Consider the following 15,043-nt stretch of genomic DNA (forward strand, 5'->3'; position numbering starts at 1 on the left):
AAAAATACGTATACGGAGTTTCCATGATGCCAGAGGCATGGAATTCGGGTAGCCTTCCTGCGGAATTACGCAAATTTTGGTCGAAATACGGGGTGGGCAGGTTGCTTTGTCGCCTCATCAAGAACGGCCTGGATTCAGGCGTCCAGCCAAAAAGCTGGTTCAGAAGAACAGATTTGGAAAATATGTATGCTGACGGATGCTGTGTGTATTGACAGAAACGGTGGACCCGAGGTTTTGGCGCAATGCCAGGTCACCGTTTCGCCACCCGGGCCCGGCGAGGTGCAGGTCCGGCAAACCGCCATCGGCCTGAACTTCGCGGACATCTACCAGCGCAAGGGCGCGCACGGCCCCCATGTGCCGGCGCCGTTCCCGGTGACGCTGGGCTCGGTCGGCGCCGGCAAAGCCACGGCGGTCGGCCCAGATGTCGATGGAGTGCACGTCGGCCAGCGCGTGGCGGTCATGCATCCGGGCGCCTACCAGGTGACACGCAACGTGCCGGCCGGGCGCATCGTGCCGCTGCCTGACGCGATATCGGAGGAGGTGGCGGGCGCCACGCTACTGCGCGGGCTGACCGCCGAATACCTGCTGCACCGGCTCTACAAGGTGCAGCCCGGCGATGCCGTGCTGGTCCACGCCGCCGCTGGCGGCATGGGTGTGCTGCTGTCGCAGTGGGCGCGCGCGCTGGGCGCGACGGTGATCGGCACGGTCGGCAGCGAAGCCAAGCGCGCGGTGGCGCTGGCGCACGGCTGCCACCACGTCATCAATTACCACGAGACGGATTTCGCGGCCGAGGTGCTGGCGCTGACCGGCGGGGAGGGCGTGGCCGTGGTCTACGATGCGGTTGGCAAGGCCGTGTTCGTGCCGTCGCTGCAATGCCTGCGGCCGTGCGGCATGGCGATCAGCTACGGCACCGCGTCAGGCGATGTGGAGGCGTTTGACCTGCAGTGGCTGCACGCACGATCGCTGATCGTGTCGCGGCCGACGTTGCGCACCTATATCGCCAGCCCGCAGGCGCTGGCTGGCGCGGCAGCAACGCTTTTTGCCGCGGTCGAGGCCGGGCACCTGCGGCTGGAGGTCAACCACCGGTATCCGCTGGCAGCCGTGCGCGAGGCGCATCGCGACCTGGAAAGGCGCGCCACCACCGGCTCGGCGGTACTGATCCCGTGAACACCTGAGGCCGAAATGAAACTGTTCCATGGCTGGCTGTCGAGCGCATCGCGCCGGGTGCGCCTGTGCCTGGCCGAGAAGGGCATCGACTATGAAAGCGTGCCGGTCGACATGGCGGCGCAGGAGCACCATTCGCCCGCCTTCCTGGCGATGAACCCCAACGGCGTGGTGCCGGCGCTGGTGCTCGACGATGGCCGCTTCCTGTATGAGAGCTCCACCATCTGCGAGTACCTCGACGAGATCCGGCCATCGCCGCCGCTGCGGCCTGACGATCCCTACCAGCGCGCCGTGATGCGCAACTTCGTGCGCTGGACCGATGAAAATTCGCTGCCAAACCTGCTGATCCTGAACTGGAGCCTCGCGCTGCAGCCAGTGGCGGCGCAGTGGAGCGACGCGGCGCTGACCGAGCGCCTGGCGCGCATCCCAACCGCGGAGCGGCGCCAGGCGTGGCTGCGGATCGCACGCCAGCCCTACACCGACGAGGAGAAGCGCGCCGCGCTCGACAAGCTGCTGCTACTGCTGCCCAAGATGGAAGCCATGCTGACGGGTGCCGAGTGGCTGCTTGGCGCGCGCTATACGCTGGCGGATATCGCCGCCGTCCCGTTTATCGCGCGCATTGCCGAGCTGGCGCCGGCATCCTTGTCCGCGACGCCGGCCGCAGCGTCCTGGTGGCAGCGCGTGCAGGACCGGCCCGCCTTTATGCAAGCCCGGCTGGAGCGCTTCGATGACGCGCTCGCACGCCGTGGCATCCAATGATCCATCCAACTCTGGAGTCTTTTCGATGCAAACCGACGGTTCCCTGCCTTCGCTCGACATAGCTGGCAATGTCGCTACCATCACCCTGCGCCGCCCGGATGTGGCCAATCGCCTGGGGCCGGATGACCTGGCCGAACTGCAGCGGCATATCGAGGCCGTCAACGGCAGCGACGTGCGCGTGCTGCGCCTGCGCAGCGGCGGCAAATACTTCTGCAGCGGCTTCGATATTGGCAAGCTCGCCGCCGGCCAGCGGGGCGCGGGTTTCGAGCCGTTGGTCAACGCGGTGGAAGACTGCCGTGCCGTGACCATCGCCGAGATCCAGGGCGGCGTCTACGGCGGCGGCACCGACCTGGCCCTGGCGTGCGACTTCCGTCTCGGCACAGTTGCGGTGGAGATGTTCATGCCCGCTGCGCGGCTGGGGCTGCATTTCTACCAGCGCGGCATGGAGCGCTATGTCAGCCGCCTCGGGCTGAACTACGCCAAGCGCCTGTTCATGACGGCCGAGCGCATCGATGCCGACGAGATGTTCCGCTGCGGCTTCCTCACCGAGCTGCTGCCAGCCGAGCGCCTGCGCGAGCGCGCCGACCAGCTCAGCGAGACCGTGGCAGGGCTGGCGCCGCTGGCGGTGCAGGGCATGAAGCGGCATCTGAACGCCATCGGGCGCGGCGTACTGGATACCGCGGCGCTGGCCGAGGACATCCGCCGTGCCACGCAATCGCAGGACATCCGTGAAGGTGCGCTGGCGTGGAAGGAAAAGCGCAAGCCGCAGTTCATGGGCAGCTGACGAAAAAGCTGGGCAAGGCTGGGCTGGACTTCTTCGCCTGCCGTGCGTGCGGTTGGGCATCATGGCGTACCTGCTGCTGTCTGAAAGCCAGAACAAGGCACGCTCGCTGACCGAACGTGAGCGAACTGACCTCGACCAGAGGCTGAGCCAGGATCGCGCCGGCGATGGCCACGCCCGCATGCGCGACGCAATCTTTGATGCGCGCGTCTGGATGCTGGGGCTGATCGTGTTCCTGGTGGACTTCGGCGTCTTCGCGCGCTCGTTCTGGAAGCCGCCCCTGCTCAAGTGCCGGCGCATGCCGCGTTTCCCGCTCGGCAAGCCACACGTCGGCTGCCTGATGAAAAAAGAGGCGAGGGCCCTTAGGCGCTCGCCTCTTGCTGGACTCACCGCGACGCGTCAGACCAGTCCGAGGGCGCGCAGCTTGGCGTCCGTGGCGGAGTAGGGGCGCTCGCAAATGATCTTGTCCGAATTCGGCGCAAATTCGAAAGTCGCGGCCATGCGTACGCGGAATTTGCGGCCGGTGGGCGGGAAGATCTTGCCGTTGGCCTTCAGATTGCCCAGGTGCGTGCCGGATAGCCAGAACTCGACCAGCACGGTGTCGTCTGCGGCGGCGATGGCGATGATCTCGTTGGCCAGGTCGGGGAATGTAGCGCGCGACGAGTTGAAGTAGCCGCGCACCTCTTCTTCGCCATCGAACACCGTGCCGGTGGCATGCATTTCGTACCGGGGACGCGCGAAGGTGTCGATCACGGCATCCCATTCGTGCGTGCACTCGAGGGCCATGTGATCACGCACGGTCTGGATGCGTGCGGCGTTCAGGGATTCGGACATCATGTTCTCCATCAGGTTTTGCGGGAAGGATCGGCGACTGGCATCGGCCCGCGCTGCGCCAGTCGCCATATGGGAATGGAATGCGGTGTCAGCGCAACAGCCGCCAGCCGCCGTCCACGGTGAACTCGCCGCCCGTGATGTAGCCGGCTTGGTCGGACGCCAGGAAGGCGATCAGGTTGGCGACATCCTCGGGCTTGCCTTCCTCGGCGAGCGGAATGCGCCGGCCCGCCGTTCGGGGATCGACGCCGCCCGCTGCCTGGCGTTGCTTGTACTGGTCGAAAATCGTTTCGAGCATCGGCGTGGCGATCTTGCCGGGATGGACGGAATTGCAGCGGATCTGGTGGCCGTTCTCGGACCCGGCCAGCGCCACGGTCTTGGTCAGTTGCGTCACCGCGCCCTTGCTGGCGCCATAGGCGACGCTCTGAAGGGTCGGGTAATACGCACCGACGGATGCGAGATTGATGATGGCGCCCTTGCCGGTCTTGCGCATTGCCTCGATGCCTTCGCGGCAGCCCAGGAACGTCCCGTCCAGGTTGACCGCCAGCACACGCCGGAAGTCGGCGAGGGTGGTGTTGGCGAGCGTGCCATTGACCACGTCGCCGACGATGCCCGCCGCATTGACGAGCACGTCGAGCCGCCCGTGGCGCTCAAGGATGGCCGCGATCGTGGCTTTCCAGCCCGGCTCGCTGGTGACGTCCAGCGCCATGAACTCGGCGCCGATCCGGTCCGCCACCGCGGCACCGTTGCCGCTCGCGAGATCGGCAATGACGACACGCGCGCCGCGTTCCAACAGCAAGCGCGCTGTCGCGGCCCCGATGCCGCTAGCGCCACCAGTCACCAGCGCCACTTGGTCCTCGAACTGAGTCATTTCGATTGTCTCCTGTGAGTTGTCCTGCAAGCGCAGTTTCCTGCATATCACCCGACTCTGCGCAAAAAGAAGAAACGTTTCCACAACCGTTCAGGATTGTTGGTGCCGCGAAAAATATGGACAATCATGGTAAACACTACCCACTTGAACTGGGTCGTTGCAGCTATATTGTAAAAACGTTTCTGCAAGTGCGAGACGGCAACCTTCAGAGGGCAAGGAGACAGCAATGAGTTATTTGTTCGGCGGCGTCCGGCAGCTTGGCTACGTGGTGAGCGACATTGAGAAGGCCATGGCTCACTGGACGGAAAAGCTGGGCGTCGGGCCGTGGTTCTACAAGGAAGACGTGGGCACCACGGAATACCGCTACTACGGAAAGCCCGCGACGCCGCCGAAGCTGTCGATCGCGCTGGCCAACTCCGGCGACCTGCAGATTGAGCTGATCCAGCAGCGGGACGATGCCCCGTCGCTCTACCTGGACTCGCTCAAGCGCAGCGGCGAAGGTGCGCAACATATAGCCTACTGGACCGAAGACCGCTTCGACGAAATCGTGGCCCACCTGCTGGAGGCAGGGTATGTAGAGGGGCATGGTGGCCGGATGGGCCCGCGTGGACGTTTTGCCTACTTCGTGCATCCGGAACTGCCCAGCGGCATGTTCGAGATCTCCGAACTGACTGGCGGCAAAGGCGAGTACTTTGCCGAAGTCAGGCGGGCAGGGCTGGCCTGGGACGGCAAGGGACAAGCCATCCACCAGATCGGCGCGCCGCGATAGCGGATGGCATGGCCTGCAGGCCTGCCCCTCCCGGCCGCTTGCCTTGCCGGCCTCAGACCCTGAGGGGTCCGCGTCATCTGGTGAGCTAGAATGCCTGACGTCCAGGAAATGACGCGTAACTCGTCGCTGGCTCGCCGCGCTGCCGTGGCGGCCAGCGGTAACAAAGGGCAGGGGAGGGAGCCGATGTTGCAGTCTTGTGTTAAGCCCGTGGCGGCACAACGTATCGTAAAACGTAGCCGATGAAGCCACGCATCACGATCCGGGAGGTTGCCAAGGAGGCCGGCGTTTCGATTGGCACGGCGTCCCGTGCGCTCAATCGTGCCGGACGCGTCAGCGAAGCAGCGATTGCGGCGGTTTCCAAGGCGGCCAGGCGGCTGGGGTACGAGCCCGACGCGATCGCACAGAGCATGCGTACGCGCTCGTCCGGCGCCATCGGCCTGATCGTGTCGGATCTGGCCAACCCGCTTTACGCCAGGATCATCACTTCCGTCGAGGCCGCGCTGCAAGCAGCCGGGTATGCGTTGCTGATCGCCAGTACGCATAACGACGGTAAGCGCGAAAAGAACCTGATCGACCTGTTTCGCCGCCGACGCGTGGATGGCCTGATCCTGGGTCCCTGCGAAACGGAAAATCCCAAGCTGCTGGAGCAACTCTCCCAAGAGATGCCGGTAATCGCGCTCGACCGGGATTTCGGCCCGACTGGCACCGGCGTCTATGTCGACCACTACACCGGCGCGCTGCAGGCGACCCGCTACCTGCTGAACCTGGGCCACACACGCATCGCGCTGCTGACGCCGGGCAGCGTCCTGCGTCCGGGCCGGGAACGTATCGCCGGATTCAAGGAAGCGTACAAGGAGCAGGATCTCGAGCCGGTGCCGAAGCTGATCCGCTGCGAGAAATCCGCGATGGATTTCGCGTTCACCGAAGCGCTGTCGCTGCTGTCTGGCCCTGAAGCGCCCACGGCCTTCATGTGCCTCGGCACGCGTATCCTGGCCGGGGTGCTGCAGGCAATGCGGCATACCGGCCGGACGGCCCCCGGGGATGTGAGTGTGATCAGCATCGGCGACACCGACCTGTCGCAGTTGTTCAGCCCGTCCATCACATCGCTGACGTGGGATCTGGAGATCGTCGGCACCGTGCTCGCCCAACTGATGCTCAAGCAACTGGAACGCGACGCGGAAATCGAGCCCGAGACCATCGTGATCACCACGCAACTCGTGCTGCGCGAGTCATGTGGTCCCGCCACCGCGCGCAAGAAAGCGACTGCGTAGCCGCAGCGCAATCCGCTCCCGGGTCAGCAACGCCGCCTTCTTTCGGGGCGGCATTTTTTTGTCCGGACGGACCTTGCGTAAAATGCGAAAACGTTTCTACAATGGGTACGCAATACGTCGTCGCGGCGGTAAAACCGTGCCTACGTATCCAGACCTATTCGACAGGAGACATGCGCAATGAAAGCTGCGATTCGCGGTGAGACGGGACTTGTTTTTGCGGAGCTGGAGATCCCTCGGCCCAAGCCCACGGAAATCCTTGTGAAAGTGCGGGCCAGTTCCCTGAATCGCGCCGATTTGTCGCTGGTCGACGGCAAGGCGCATGGGGCGGCTGGCGGTACCGGCACGCCGCTGGGCCTGGAATGGTCGGGGGATGTGGTGGAGGTTGGCGCGGACGTCACGGCCTACAAGGTTGGCGATAGGGTGATGTGCTCTGGCCTCGGCGGCTTTGCCGAGTATGCGGTCACGGATTGGCGGCGAGCCTTCCCGTTTCCTGACCCGGAGATGGACTACGAGACCGGTGCCTGCCTGTCTGTCGCACTGCGCACGACCCATACGGCGATGCGCCATCTTGCCGGGCTTGAAGCCGGGCAAACCGTGATGGTGCTGGGCGCTTCCTCCGGCGTGGGTCTGATGGCGCTGCAGGTGGCAAAGCACTTCGGCGCCAGCCTGGTCATCGGCACGTCGACCAAGCCCGACCGGCGCGCGCGCCTGGCAGAGTTTGGCGCTGACATTGCGCTCGACACCAACGATCCGAACTGGGTGAAGGCCGTCCTCGAACACACCGAGGGCCGCGGCGTGGATCTGCTGGTCGATTTCCTGGCCGGTCCATTTATCAACGACAGCATGCGCACGGTGAAGATCGGTGGACGCATCGTCAATATCGGCCGGATGGCAGGGGAGAGCGGCGAATTCGATTTCGATCTCCATTCGTTACGCCGGATCCAGTACCTCGGCATGACCTTCCGAACGCGCACCGTCGAGGATTTCGGGGTCATTGCCGAACGCGTGCAGCGGGACTTCTGGCCGGCTCTGCGGCAAGGACAACTGCGCCTGCCGATCGATGCCAGGCTGCCGCTGGAGCGTGCCGCCGAGGCTTGCGAGATGATGCGCAGGAATACGCATTTCGGAAAAATCGTCCTGACGCAGGACGCATAACTGAACGCCATAACAAGACGCATCAAGCGCGCATCCCAAACGCCTCACAAAAGATTCACGGGTTTACCACCATTTGATTCGCGCCCTCACCGTCGCACAATTTGTGGAAACGTTTCTTCATGTTCCAGAAAATGCCATCACACAATGGCAAGTGAACACGAAGCGCTGAACGCGTGAAACACAGACGTTGGAGACAAAGATGAAGAAGTCCGCCGCCCTCGGTTTCCTTGCCGCAGTCGCGTTGTCATTTGGCGCGCAGGCGCAGGGTGACGCCAGTTATCCGAACAAGCCGATCCGCTTGATAGTCCCGACCGCACCGGGCGGTGGAGGCGATGTGTTCGCCAGAATCCTCGCGGACCAGCTCGGCCGACGCTTGAAGCAGCCGCTTGTCGTCGAGAACAATGCCGGCGCTGCCGGCACCATCGCGATCGGGCAACTCGCGCGGGCCACGCCGGATGGCTACACGATCGGCTTGGGCACGATGACGACCACCACGCTGGCACCGGCCGTCTACCAGGCGCTGCCCTACGATCCCGTCAAGGACCTGACGACCATCGCCCGCGTCGGAACGTCGCCGATCATCCTGGTCGCCACCAAGGACTTCCCCGCCAACAACCTGAAGGAACTCATCGCCGTGGCGAAGAAGAGCCCGTCGCCGCTGCAGTTCGGCACCTGGGGACTGGGCTCCACCGGCCACTTCTGCGCGGAGGTGCTGGCGCAGAAGACCGGCATCAAGCTGGACCACATCCCGTTCAAGGGCTCGTCGCCCGTGGTGACTGCCATGCTGGGCGGGGTGGTGAAGCTGGGCTGGCTGGATATCGGCAGCGGCACGTCGGCCGTCAAGACCGGCAAGATCAAGGCGCTGGCCATGTGCACGCGTCGCACGGCAAATTTTCCCAATGTTCCCACTTACAAGGAGCAGGGGGTCGATTTCGACCAATGGACGGGCTGGGCCATGTTCGCGCCCGCGGGCCTGCCAAAGCAGATCACGGAAAAGCTTGCCGCGGCCGTGCAGGAGACCCTCAAGGATCCGGCAGTGACGAGCAAGATGGCCGACCTCGGCATCACACCTGATTACGTCGCCGGCAGCGAACAGGCCGCGATCAATGCGCGCGACATCGAAGTGTGGAAGCGCGTCGCGCGCGAAGCGAACATCAAGCTGGACTAAAACATTCCCCATATCCATCGTTCTTGGAGATAGCAATGCCATTGCCGAAGGTTGTCACGCACCAGGACCGGCTGTTGACGGTCAACATCCACGAATCGCGGGAGTTTCCCGGATCCGAGCCAGGCTCGACCATCATTCCGCTGTTCCTCGATCGCGAAAACGGCGTCTGGGTGCTCTACGGCAAGTTCGAACCGGGCACCACGCTCCCGCCCCATTTTCACACCGGTACCGTGCACTTCTTCACGACCAAGGGGCAATGGAACTACGTCGAGTATCCCGAGGATCCGCAAACCGCGGGCAGCTACCTGTATGAACCCGGCGGCTCGGTGCACACATTCTGGGTGCCGGCGGATGCCACGGAGGCTGCCGAAGGTTTCATGGTTGTCTACGGCGCCAACGTCATTTTCTCGGAAGGAGAGTTCCAGCATGTGCGCGACGCCGGCGCCATCGAAGAGGGCATCCTCGCCGCGGCGCGCAAGGCGGGGATTCCCGTGCCGCGCTACATCCGTCCCAAATGGGGAGCGGAATTCTCCGCGGGCTGAAGCAGGTCCCGGTAGCGGCAGGTTGCATACCGGCCGCGTCGCGCATCAACCTGGCGCGACGGCGCCTGGAATGCGTCAGTGAACCCGGCTGCACCGGATAACAGGCGTCGACGAAGCGGCGCCCACGCACACGTTTCAACGTGGCCACAACTAGAAACTCTGGAGACAACTGTCATGAAGCGCTCCCTCCTCAGCGGCGTCGTGGCGATCTGCATGTCGGTCGCCGCCGTCGCCCTTGCCCAGCCCGCCGGCGACTATCCCAACCGCCCGGTCAAGCTGATCGTGCCCTCTGCCGCTGGCGGTGGCGCGGACGCCTTTGGCCGGTTGTTGGGCGATCAACTGAGCAAACGTGTCAAGCAGCCGTTTGTCGTGGAAAACATCGCCGGCGCCGCCGGCACGATTGCAATCGGACAGCTGGCGCACGCCAGGCCCGATGGCTACACGATCGCCCTGGGCACGATGACCACGACCACGCTGGCGCCGGCGGTCTACCACCAGCTGCCTTACGATCCGGTCAAGGGTCTGACGACGCTGGCAAGGGTCGGCACCTCGCCGATCATCCTGGTCGCCACCGCCGACCTGCCAGCCAACAATCTCAAGGAGTTCATCGAACTCGCCAGGCGAAGCCCGAAGCCTATCCAGTTCGGCACCTGGGGCCAAGGCTCGACCGGCCATTTCTGTGCCGAAGTCCTGGCGCAGAAGACGGGCATCAAGCTTGACCATATTCCGTTCAAGGGTGGTGCTGCGGTCATGACGGCCATGATGGGCGATGTGATCAAGGTTGGCTGGCTCGATATCGGGTCCGGCACGGCCGCGGTGAAGACAGGCAAGATCAAGCCGCTGGCGATGTGCACCCGGCGGACTTCCAACTTCCCGAACGTTGCCACGTACAAGGAGCAGGGTGTCGACTTCGACCAGTGGACGGGCTGGGCCATGTTCGCACCGGCCGGCGTGCCGCAGCCGATCGTCGACAAGCTGGCTGCGGCGCTGCGCGACACGCTGAAGGACCCGGCTGTGACCAGCAAGATGGCCGACTGGGGCATCACGCCGGACTTCCTGCCGGGCAACGAACAGGCGGCAATCAATGCACGCGATATCGAGGTATGGAAGAAGGTCGCGCGCGATGCCAGCCTCAAGCTCGAATGACGTGCGGCGCTGTTCGTGCAGTGCGCGCCAGCGCAACCGATAACCGGAGACAGTGAGACATGACCAACGCAAAGCAGGGAACGGGTTTGCGCCGCCGCCTCGGCCGCACAGGGGTGGAGACCAGCGCCATGGCACTCGGATGCTATTCGATGAGCAATGCCTATGGCACGCGCCTGGATGAAGAGTCGGTGAAGGTGATCCGGCAGGCCGTTGACGCGGGCATCAACCTGATCGACACGGCTGACTTCTATGGCTGGGGCCACAACGAGCGGCTGGTGGCGACCGCACTGGAGGGCCGGCGCGACGAGGTGGTGCTGTCGTCCAAGTTCGGCTATGTCCGCGCGGAGGACGGCGGCCTGGGCGTGTGCGGCAATCCGGCCTATGTCAAGCAGGCTTGCGAGGACTCATTGCGCCGCCTCGGCACCGACTGCATCGACCTGTATTTCCAGCATCGGCTGGACCCGAACGTGCCGATCGAGGAGACCGTCGGCGCCATGGCGGAGCTGGTGGTGGCGGGCAAGGTCCGCTACCTGGGCCTGTGCGAGGTATCCGAGAAGACCTTGTGGCGCGCTTGCGCGGTGCACCCGATCGCCGCAGTGCAGGCAGAGTATTCGCTCTGGACCCGCGACGCCGAGGCGCGGATGCTGGAGGTGTATGACGAACTGGGCGTGTCATTGATGGCGTTCTCGCCGCTGGCGCGCGGCATGCTCACCGGCGCCCTGCGCAGCCTGGACCAGTTCGAGGCCAACGATGTGCGGCGCCGCTATCCGCGCTTCTCGCCGGAGAACTTTCCGAAGAACGTTGCGCTGGTAGACCGGCTGGGCGAGATGGCCAAGGGGCTCGGCTGCACGCAGTCGCAGCTTGCGCTGTCGTGGATCTTCCACAAGAGGCCGCAGGTGATCGCGATCTGCGGCTGCGACACGCTGGCCTTCCTGGCCGAGAATCTGGGCGCGCTCGACGTGCGTCTGGACGAGGCCACGGTGGCGCGCATCAGCGAGATGTTCGTGCCCGGGCAGGTCAGCGGCGACCGCTACGACGCCGCGCTGATGAAGCTGCTCGACCACTAGGTCCGCCAACCAACCGATTTTTCCCCATACCAGGACACAGGAACGACAGACCATGCCAATGCCAAAGATCGTCACACATCAGGCCCGCCTGCTGACTGTCAACGTCAACGAGCAGGGCGGCGTGCCCGGACTGCCGGGCGTCACGCTGACCCCGCTGTTCCTCGACCGCGAGAACGGCGTCTGGGTGCTATATGCGAAGTTCGAGCCGGGCACCACGTTGCCGACCCATTTCCACACCGGCACCGTGCATTTCCTCACCACGCGCGGCATATGGAACTACGTGGAATACCCGGACGACCCGCAGACCGCCGGCAGCTACCTGTACGAGCCCGGCGGCTCGGTGCACACCTTCTCGGTGCCCGCGGATGCGGCCGAGCCCGCCGAGGGCTTCATGGTCGTGCACGGTGCGAACATCAACTTTGTCGACGGCGAGTACCACAGCATCGCCGATGCCGGCGCGATCGAGGAGGGCATTCTCCGTGCGGTCGCCAAGGGCCTTGCGCCGATGCCGAAGTACTTCCGGCCCGGGGCCGCGGCGGTCAGCACGGCGCAAGCCAGTGCGGGCGCCAGCGAGGCGCTGGTCGCCGAGGCCTGACGGCGCTGCCGCGGCGCCGCGAGCGCCGCGGGCCTTTCGCAGGTAGTGCATCGACGGACACGTCGTGCCCGTGTCAGCGCGGCGGAGGGCGAATTTTACGCGCCGGGCAAAGCACGGCGCTACGATATACTCGTGGCATGAAGCGACCAGTCCAGATCCGCGATGTGGCCAAGCTCGCCGGCGTGTCGCCGAGCAGCGTATCGAGAGCCTTGAACCGTGAGCGCTACGCCAGCGAGGAGCTTCGTGCGCGCGTGGCCGAAGCCGTCGCCCGGCTTGGCTATGAGCCCAATTCCGTTGCCCAGAGCCTGAGGATCCAGTCAAGCCGCACCATCGGGTGCATGGTTTCGGACGTGGCCAACCCTATGTATGCCGAGATCATCGGCGCCGCCGAGCTAAGGCTGCAGGAAGCCGGATACCTGATGGTGGTCGCGAACTCCCGCAACGGCAGCAAGGAACTCGAGCTGCTGAACATGTTCCGGCGCCGTCGCATGGATGGCCTGCTGCTGACGGTGGATGACGATACCCGCCAGGATGTGCTCGCCGCCATGCAAGACTGCGGGGTGCCACTGGTGTTGCTGGACCGGGACACGACCTTGCAGTGCGACCGGGTCAGTGTCGACCATCGCCAGGGCGCCTTCTCGGTGGTTTCCTTCCTGCTCAGCCTGGGGCACCGCAATATCCTGTTGGAAACGCCTTCGGCGCGAGTGCGGCCCGGGCGTGAGCGTATCGCAGGGGCAGAGGAGGCGGTGCGTGCGGCGGGCCTGCCGCCGACGGTGCTTAGTGCCACCCAGCATACTGACCTGTCCCAGACACGTGTGTTCAGCGACGTGCTGCAAGCGCTGTCGAAGCCGTCGCGGCCAACAGCTGTGGTGGCACTCGGCACGGAGATGCTGGCCGGCGCACTGGCCGCGATCGAGGCGAGCCGGCTGCGCATTCCGGAGGACATCTCGGTGGTCAGCATCGGCGATACGGTGCTGGCGCAATTCGCGGCGCCAGGCATCACTGCGCTGCGCTGGGACCTGAAACAGTTCGGCCGTACCGCCGCAGATCTCCTGCTGGACCGCCTTGAAGGGCGGTCCGACGAAAGCCGCACCATCGTCTTTCCGACCGAACTGGTGTTGCGCCGCTCCTGCATGCCGCCGCCCAGCGCTGGTATGGCCGCCTGACAGGCGCCCGGGTCAACGCGGCAGCTCAGTGCCCGCGACTTATCGCATGTAGGCACCTCCATTGACATCCAGGGTCGCACCTGTCACGTAGGACGACAGATCCGATGCCAGGAAGAGGCGGGCGCCGGCGATCTCGCTGGCACTGCCAGCCCGGCTCAGCGGCCAGTCCTTTGCCGCCGCAGCATGACATCCTCCGGTGTATTGGTACGCGAGAAGTCAGTCACGATCAGTCCCGGTGTGATGGCAATGGCACGGATACGGTCCGGGCCGAGCTCTCGCGCCAGGGCGCGCGTAAAGCTGAGCACGCCGGCCTCAGGCACCCCGCTTGATGCGGGCCGGCAGCACGATCTGCATCAGTGAGGCAGCCAGCACCAGGGCGCCGGACAAGATGAACAGGCTCCAGGTGAAACCGCCGGTGGCCGTGCGTATGGTGGCGACCAGCAGTGGCCCGACAATGCCGGAGCAGTTCGAGCAGGTTGTGATCAGCGCGATGCAGGCCGCGAGGCCTTTTCGCGGCAGGGCCTCGCCGACGCTGGCCCACAGTACGGTGAGGGCCGCGGAGAGCCCGGCGCCAGCGACGACCAGCCCCAGGATCGCGACCGGCAGGTTGGTCTGTAGCACGGCAGTCGTGAGCAGCCCCGCGGCGCCTGTCAGCGCCGCAACGGCGTAGTGTCCGCGGCGCTCGCGAAGCTTGTCCGAGCGTGAGCCGAACCAGAACGCGGCCGCGGCACCGGCGATGGCGGGCAGGGCCGCGACAAAGCCGATCTGCATCAGCGACAGGCCCATGCCTTTGAGCAGCGTCGGTTGCCAGAACGCCAGGGCATAGATGCCCATCACGTTGAGGAAGCAGATCACGCCCAGCCCCCAGGCGCGTGGCTGCCGCAACGCGGTGCGCAGGTGCGGGCTGTGCTCCTCGTTGCCGGTGCCGGTCAGCGTCTGGATCCGGGCCTTCTCTTCCGGCGTCAGCCAGGTTGCCCTGGCCGGGCTGTCGTCCAGGCAGATCCAGGTGATGACAGCGAGCAGCAGGGCAGGGATGCTTTCCAGCGCGAACAGCCATTGCCATCCTGCCAGTCCGCCGACGCCTTGCATGCCGGTCATGACGCTGCCCGCAATCGGTCCGGAGATGATCGGCGCGAAGCCGGCTCCCATCAGGAACAGCGCATTGGCGCGCCCCCGACGCTCGGTCGGATACCACAGCGTCAGGTAATAGAACACGCCCGGTACGAGGCCTGCCTCGAACATGCCGAGAAAGAAGCGCGCGAAATAGAACTGAGTCGGCGTCGTGACAAAGGCCGTCGCCGCGGACGCCAGGCCCCACAACACCATGATGCGCACCAGCGTGCGTTTGGCGCCAATGCGCGTCAGCAGCATGTTGCTGGGGATCTCGAACAGCACATAGCCGACAAACAGGATCGTCGCGCCGAGTCCGAACACCGCGTCGCTGAAGCGCAGCACATCCTGCATCTGCAGTTGTGCATAGCCCACGTTGGTCCGGTCGAGGTAATTGACCAGATAACTGGTGAACAGCAGTGGGATAAGCCGCCACGAGATGCGGCGGTAGAGGGCGTCGTCTGGCCCCGACGCCGTGGTCGATGCCGGTCCAAGCGCTTCGGCGTTGGTTTTGACGTACATGGTTGTCTCCTTTGTTATCACGCAAACCACTCAAGGGTGTTGCGGCAAAGTGTAGCCTGGCGGGAATCGATTTCACATAGGGATAACCATAGCAGTGGTGCCGCCCCTGGATTCCGTGTGAGCAAG

General features: G+C 64.7%; 18 protein-coding genes. 13 read left to right on the top strand and 5 right to left on the bottom strand.

Features of this window, described 5'->3' with window-relative positions; genetic code table 11:
* Positions 1 to 186: 186 nt before the first annotated feature.
* The 4 genes from AC3WL8_RS24025 to AC3WL8_RS24040 all read left to right on the top strand — a co-directional run bounded on the left by AC3WL8_RS24025 (position 187) and on the right by AC3WL8_RS24040 (position 3,149).
* Positions 187 to 1,167, top strand: a complete 981-nt coding sequence (locus AC3WL8_RS24025) for a quinone oxidoreductase family protein (RefSeq protein ID WP_492378934.1) — start codon at positions 187 to 189, stop codon at positions 1,165 to 1,167.
* 15 nt (positions 1,168 to 1,182) lie between these two features.
* The gene (locus AC3WL8_RS24030) at positions 1,183 to 1,923 is read left to right on the top strand and encodes a glutathione S-transferase family protein (RefSeq protein WP_492378935.1); all 741 of its coding nucleotides are present in this window, start codon (positions 1,183 to 1,185) and stop codon (positions 1,921 to 1,923) included.
* A gap of 25 nt (positions 1,924 to 1,948) precedes the next feature.
* Complete coding sequence (locus tag AC3WL8_RS24035) at positions 1,949 to 2,707, top strand: enoyl-CoA hydratase/isomerase family protein (protein ID WP_492378936.1); 759 nt, start codon at positions 1,949 to 1,951, stop codon at positions 2,705 to 2,707.
* 61 nt (positions 2,708 to 2,768) lie between these two features.
* Positions 2,769 to 3,149: a hypothetical protein gene (locus tag AC3WL8_RS24040; protein WP_492378937.1), complete on the top strand. Its 381-nt coding sequence runs from the start codon at positions 2,769 to 2,771 to the stop codon at positions 3,147 to 3,149.
* On the opposite strand, the gene AC3WL8_RS24045 is transcribed toward AC3WL8_RS24040, so the two are convergent.
* Both AC3WL8_RS24045 and AC3WL8_RS24050 read right to left on the bottom strand, forming a co-directional pair.
* Positions 3,104 to 3,541 carry a nuclear transport factor 2 family protein gene (locus AC3WL8_RS24045; RefSeq protein WP_492378938.1) on the bottom strand — a complete coding sequence of 146 codons (438 nt, stop codon included), beginning with the start codon at positions 3,539 to 3,541 and terminating at the stop codon, positions 3,104 to 3,106. The two genes, AC3WL8_RS24040 and AC3WL8_RS24045, sit on opposite strands and share 46 nt — an antisense overlap.
* An 85-nt stretch (positions 3,542 to 3,626) precedes the next feature.
* The gene (locus AC3WL8_RS24050; protein ID WP_492378939.1) at positions 3,627 to 4,406 is read right to left on the bottom strand and encodes an SDR family NAD(P)-dependent oxidoreductase; all 780 of its coding nucleotides are present in this window, start codon (positions 4,404 to 4,406) and stop codon (positions 3,627 to 3,629) included.
* 226 nt (positions 4,407 to 4,632) lie between these two features.
* Here AC3WL8_RS24050 and AC3WL8_RS24055 point away from each other — a divergent pair, with 226 nt between their 5' ends.
* The 9 genes from AC3WL8_RS24055 to AC3WL8_RS24095 all read left to right on the top strand — a co-directional run bounded on the left by AC3WL8_RS24055 (position 4,633) and on the right by AC3WL8_RS24095 (position 13,285).
* Positions 4,633 to 5,175, top strand: a complete 543-nt coding sequence (locus AC3WL8_RS24055; RefSeq protein ID WP_017511357.1) for a VOC family protein — start codon at positions 4,633 to 4,635, stop codon at positions 5,173 to 5,175.
* Between the two features lie 239 nt (positions 5,176 to 5,414).
* Complete coding sequence (locus AC3WL8_RS24060) at positions 5,415 to 6,446, top strand: LacI family DNA-binding transcriptional regulator (protein WP_492378940.1); 1,032 nt, start codon at positions 5,415 to 5,417, stop codon at positions 6,444 to 6,446.
* 177 nt (positions 6,447 to 6,623) lie between these two features.
* The gene (locus tag AC3WL8_RS24065; RefSeq protein ID WP_492378941.1) at positions 6,624 to 7,601 is read left to right on the top strand and encodes a zinc-binding dehydrogenase; all 978 of its coding nucleotides are present in this window, start codon (positions 6,624 to 6,626) and stop codon (positions 7,599 to 7,601) included.
* 199 nt (positions 7,602 to 7,800) lie between these two features.
* Positions 7,801 to 8,769, top strand: coding sequence for a Bug family tripartite tricarboxylate transporter substrate binding protein (locus tag AC3WL8_RS24070; protein WP_492378942.1), 969 nt, complete (start codon positions 7,801 to 7,803; stop codon positions 8,767 to 8,769).
* 35 nt (positions 8,770 to 8,804) lie between these two features.
* Complete coding sequence (locus tag AC3WL8_RS24075; RefSeq protein ID WP_492378943.1) at positions 8,805 to 9,311, top strand: 2,4'-dihydroxyacetophenone dioxygenase family protein; 507 nt, start codon at positions 8,805 to 8,807, stop codon at positions 9,309 to 9,311.
* A gap of 174 nt (positions 9,312 to 9,485) precedes the next feature.
* Positions 9,486 to 10,457, top strand: a complete 972-nt coding sequence (locus tag AC3WL8_RS24080; protein WP_492378944.1) for a Bug family tripartite tricarboxylate transporter substrate binding protein — start codon at positions 9,486 to 9,488, stop codon at positions 10,455 to 10,457.
* A 59-nt stretch (positions 10,458 to 10,516) separates the two neighbouring features.
* The gene (locus tag AC3WL8_RS24085) at positions 10,517 to 11,524 is read left to right on the top strand and encodes an aldo/keto reductase (protein WP_492378945.1); all 1,008 of its coding nucleotides are present in this window, start codon (positions 10,517 to 10,519) and stop codon (positions 11,522 to 11,524) included.
* A 52-nt stretch (positions 11,525 to 11,576) separates the two neighbouring features.
* Positions 11,577 to 12,119 carry a 2,4'-dihydroxyacetophenone dioxygenase family protein gene (locus tag AC3WL8_RS24090; protein WP_492378946.1) on the top strand — a complete coding sequence of 181 codons (543 nt, stop codon included), beginning with the start codon at positions 11,577 to 11,579 and terminating at the stop codon, positions 12,117 to 12,119.
* 164 nt (positions 12,120 to 12,283) lie between these two features.
* Positions 12,284 to 13,285, top strand: a complete 1,002-nt coding sequence (locus AC3WL8_RS24095) for a LacI family DNA-binding transcriptional regulator (protein ID WP_492378947.1) — start codon at positions 12,284 to 12,286, stop codon at positions 13,283 to 13,285.
* 39 nt (positions 13,286 to 13,324) lie between these two features.
* On the opposite strand, the gene AC3WL8_RS24100 is transcribed toward AC3WL8_RS24095, so the two are convergent.
* From AC3WL8_RS24100 to AC3WL8_RS24110, 3 genes are read right to left on the bottom strand one after another with little or no spacing between them, the layout of a single operon-like run.
* Complete coding sequence (locus AC3WL8_RS24100; RefSeq protein WP_492379010.1) at positions 13,325 to 13,444, bottom strand: SDR family oxidoreductase; 120 nt, start codon at positions 13,442 to 13,444, stop codon at positions 13,325 to 13,327.
* Positions 13,441 to 13,605 carry an SDR family oxidoreductase gene (locus tag AC3WL8_RS24105; RefSeq protein ID WP_492378948.1) on the bottom strand — a complete coding sequence of 55 codons (165 nt, stop codon included), beginning with the start codon at positions 13,603 to 13,605 and terminating at the stop codon, positions 13,441 to 13,443. The genes AC3WL8_RS24100 and AC3WL8_RS24105 overlap by 4 nt, the downstream gene beginning before the upstream one ends.
* On the bottom strand, positions 13,598 to 14,917 hold the full coding sequence (locus AC3WL8_RS24110; RefSeq protein ID WP_492378949.1) for an MFS transporter: 1,320 nt from the start codon (positions 14,915 to 14,917) through the stop codon (positions 13,598 to 13,600). Before AC3WL8_RS24110 ends, AC3WL8_RS24105 begins: the two co-directional genes overlap by 8 nt.
* Between the last annotated feature and the right edge of the window lie 126 nt (positions 14,918 to 15,043).

The sequence above is a fragment of the Cupriavidus sp. FW305-F7 genome (genome assembly GCF_058782875.1).